The organism is Streptomyces incanus (assembly GCF_042656345.1).
Lineage (GTDB): Bacteria > Actinomycetota > Actinomycetes > Streptomycetales > Streptomycetaceae > Streptomyces > Streptomyces incanus.
In genome coordinates, this window is record NZ_JBHSPC010000048.1 from 1 (window position 1) to 3,487 (window position 3,487).

The window sequence follows — 3,487 nt, forward strand, 5'->3', positions numbered from 1 at the left end:
CTCCGGCGGCGCCCGGATCCAGGAGGGCGTGGCCTCGCTGGGCGCCTACGGCGAGATCTTCCGCCGCAACACCCACGCCTCCGGAGTGATCCCGCAGATCAGCCTGGTCGTCGGCCCGTGCGCGGGCGGCGCGGTCTACTCCCCCGCGATCACCGACTTCACCGTCATGGTGGACCGGACCTCGCACATGTTCATCACCGGCCCGGACGTCATCAAGACGGTCACCGGCGAGGACGTCGGCTTCGAGGAGCTGGGCGGCGCCCGCACCCACAACACCGCCTCGGGCGTGGCCCACCACATGGCCGGCGACGAGAAGGACGCCATCGAGTACGTCAAGCAGCTGCTGTCGTACCTGCCGTCCAACAACCTCTCCGAGCCGCCGGCCTACCCGGAGGAGGCCGACCTGACCGTCACCGCCGAGGACCGCGAGCTGGATGCGATCGTCCCGGACAGCGCGAACCGGCCGTACAACATGCACACGGTGCTCGAGCACGTCCTGGACGACGGCGAGTTCCTGGAGACGCAGCCGCTGTTCGCGCCGAACATCGTCACCGGCTACGGCCGGGTGGAGGGCCGCCCGGTCGGCGTCGTCGCCAACCAGCCGATGCAGTTCGCCGGCTGCCTGGACATCGCCGCCAGCGAGAAGGCGGCCCGCTTCGTGCGCACCTGCGACGCCTTCAACGTGCCGGTGCTGACCTTCGTGGACGTGCCCGGCTTCCTGCCCGGCGTGGACCAGGAGCACGACGGCATCATCCGGCGCGGCGCCAAGCTGATCTTCGCGTACGCGGAGGCGACCGTCCCGCTGATCACCGTGATCACCCGCAAGGCCTTCGGCGGCGCCTACGACGTGATGGGCTCCAAGCACCTGGGCGCCGACCTCAACCTGGCCTGGCCCACCGCGCAGATCGCGGTGATGGGCGCGCAGGGCGCCGTCAACATCCTGCACCGCCGCACCATCGCCGCCGCGGAGTCCGCCGGGGCGGGAGAGGGGGCGGCCGCCCGCGCCCGACTGATCCAGGAGTACGAGGACGCGCTGCTCAACCCCTACGTGGCGGCCGAGCGCGGCTACATCGACTCGGTGATCATGCCGTCCGACACCCGCCGGCACATCGTCCGCGGGCTGCGTCAGCTGCGGACCAAGCGGGAATCCCTGCCCCCGAAGAAGCACGGCAACATCCCGCTGTGATCCCTGGGACTCCTGCCCGCCGGGCCCCGCGCACCGGGGCCCGGCCGAGCGATTGGAAGACGCCATGACGATCAAGGTCGTACGGGGCAACCCCACCCCGGAGGAACTGGCCGCCGCACTGGCGGTGGTCCGCGTGCGCGCCGCGGCGGCGTCCGCCGTGCCGTCCGGCGCGCCCACTCCCCGTGACTCCTGGTCCGACCCGTCCCGCATCGCCGGCCGGCTCCTGCCCCAGCCGGGGCCGACGGCCTGGTCGCGGACGTATTGGCCGGGAGCCTAGGGCCTCTCGTTCGGATCATGCCGGGAAGTTGAGTACGCGTACTCAGGCGGTGCCCGGGCGGGCGGCCGGACGATGGAAAGCATGCTGTGGTCCGATCCCGAGAACGAGCCGCCGAAGGAACTGCGGGACACGCAGGAGATGCTGCGACGGCTGGGCGTTCTCCTGGCGCTGGCCATGGTGCTCGCGATGATCGTGATCGGCGTGCGGTGAAACCTCCGGCCCTCGGCCGGCCCAGGCGGGGCTCCCGCCGACCCGACGAAGACCGGGCCTCCGCCGGTCCGGCGAACGCTGGGCTTCCATCGGACCGACGGACGCTGGGCTTCCGCCGGACCGACGGACGCTGGGCTTCCGCCGGACCGGTGGGATCGGTGGGCGGAGGCTTCCGGACACGCCGGTGGGCGGATCCGCCGATACGCTGATCGCATGACAGATCAGCCCCGCCGTCGGCTCGTGCTCGCCTCCCAGTCCCCCGCCCGGCTCGGGCTGCTCCGCCAGGCCGGACTCACCCCCGAGGTGATCGTCAGCGGAGTCGACGAGGACGCCGTCACCGCACCCACCCCGGCCGAACTGGCCCTCGCCCTCGCCGAGGCGAAGGCCTCCGTCGTCGCGGCGAAGCCGGAGGTCCTGGGTGCCCTGGTGATCGGCTGCGATTCGGTGCTCGAGCTGGACGGCCGGGCCCTCGGCAAGCCCGCGGACGCCGAGGAGGCCACCGCGCGCTGGAAGTCGATGCGGGGCCGCGCGGGCATCCTCCAGACCGGCCACTGCGTCTACGACACCACCGCGGACGGCAGCCGGTACGCCTCCGCCACCGCGTCCACCGTCGTCCGCTTCGGCGAGCCCTCGGACGAGGAGATCGCCGCCTACGTCGCGTCCGGCGAACCGCTCCATGTCGCGGGAGCGTTCACCCTGGACGGCCGCTCGGCCCCGTTCATCGAGGGCATCGACGGCGACCACGGGAACGTCATCGGCATCAGCCTGCCGCTGGTGCGCCGTCTGCTGGCCCGGCTGGGCGTGGGCATCACGGAGCTGTGGGCGCCGCCGGAGAGGTGACCGGGGACCCGTCGGCGCCGCCCCCGCCGCCCCCGCCCGGGGGCTCCGCGGGTCCGGTGGTGCCGGCGGGCCCGCCAGGACGGCCGTCGGGGTCGTACGTCATCAGGAGCAGCACGATGAGGGCGAGCACCACCACCATGGAGAGGAACGCGGACGCGCCGACCAGCCCCCACGCGAAGGCGCCCAGCAGCGCGTGCACCACGGCGGCGCTGATCAGCAGGGCCCGGCCCGCCCCCAAGGGCGTGCGGTCGCGCAGGGCGACCAGCAGCGCGACGAGGCCGCACAGGGCGAAATAGAGCCCGAAGACGATGCCGCCGGCCTTCGAGGACACCGACGTCATGTGCGGGTCGAGGCCGGCCAGCGACATGTCCTGCCGGTCGACGACGATCCCGAGGAACCAGCTCAGGGCGGCGACGCCGAGCCCCTCGGCGAAGAGCACGAGTGCCACGATCCACGCCACCGGTCTGCGGACCACCGGCCCCCACCCACTTTCGAGCACGACTGCGGTTACCCCGAGTACGTTCAAGGCAGCGCGAACGTTACTGACAAGTAAAGCCAGGGACAAGGGTTCCCCGAACGGCAAAGAATCGTTGGGCCATTCGTAGGGACTCGACAAAAAAACGGAGTGGGCCGCAGCACGCTCTCACAGAGACCTTGACCACACGGGAGGGCTAGGGTTTCCCGGAGGAGTCTTGCGCACCAAGGTGCGACATGGGATTTCGCGGGTCGAGCGAGCCTCGAATCACGCTCCGTGTGGGCAAGGTCACCATTGGGGACGGGTCGTAGTGCCGTGTCGGCAGTCCCTAAACTCGGCTTGTTTCAAGGAGGGAGCCTCAATCGTGCGCAAGGTGCTCATCGCCAACCGTGGCGAAATCGCTGTCCGCGTGGCCCGAGCCTGCCGGGACGCCGGCATCTCGAGCGTGGCCGTCTACGCGGACCCGGACCGGGACGCTCTGCATGTCCGCGCCGCGGAC

Annotated in this window: 6 protein-coding genes; 5 read left to right on the forward strand and 1 reads right to left on the reverse strand. The window is 71.5% G+C overall.

What is annotated here, in order from left to right:
• The 4 genes from ACFP2V_RS18535 to ACFP2V_RS18550 all read left to right on the forward strand — a co-directional run.
• The coding region (locus tag ACFP2V_RS18535) for an acyl-CoA carboxylase subunit beta (protein WP_381213198.1) at window positions 1–1,186 on the forward strand (1,186 nt) is incomplete at its 5' end.
• A 64-nt stretch (window positions 1,187–1,250) separates the two neighbouring features.
• Window positions 1,251–1,463 (forward strand): acyl-CoA carboxylase epsilon subunit, encoded by a 213-nt coding sequence (locus ACFP2V_RS18540; protein WP_381213201.1) that lies wholly within the window; start codon window positions 1,251–1,253, stop codon window positions 1,461–1,463.
• 81 nt (window positions 1,464–1,544) lie between these two features.
• Window positions 1,545–1,673: a morphogenic membrane protein MmpB gene (mmpB, locus tag ACFP2V_RS18545; protein WP_381213204.1), complete on the forward strand. Its 129-nt coding sequence runs from the start codon at window positions 1,545–1,547 to the stop codon at window positions 1,671–1,673.
• A 213-nt stretch (window positions 1,674–1,886) separates the two neighbouring features.
• On the forward strand, window positions 1,887–2,513 hold the full coding sequence (locus ACFP2V_RS18550) for a Maf family protein (protein ID WP_381213207.1): 627 nt from the start codon (window positions 1,887–1,889) through the stop codon (window positions 2,511–2,513).
• Here ACFP2V_RS18550 and ACFP2V_RS18555 read toward each other — a convergent pair.
• Entirely contained in the window at window positions 2,482–2,988 is a 507-nt protein-coding gene (locus ACFP2V_RS18555; RefSeq protein ID WP_381213210.1) for a hypothetical protein, read from the reverse strand. The genes ACFP2V_RS18550 and ACFP2V_RS18555 overlap by 32 nt on opposite strands.
• A 364-nt stretch (window positions 2,989–3,352) precedes the next feature.
• Here ACFP2V_RS18555 and ACFP2V_RS18560 point away from each other — a divergent pair.
• A partial coding sequence (locus ACFP2V_RS18560; protein WP_381213213.1) for a biotin carboxylase N-terminal domain-containing protein occupies window positions 3,353–3,487 on the forward strand: 135 nt, incomplete at its 3' end.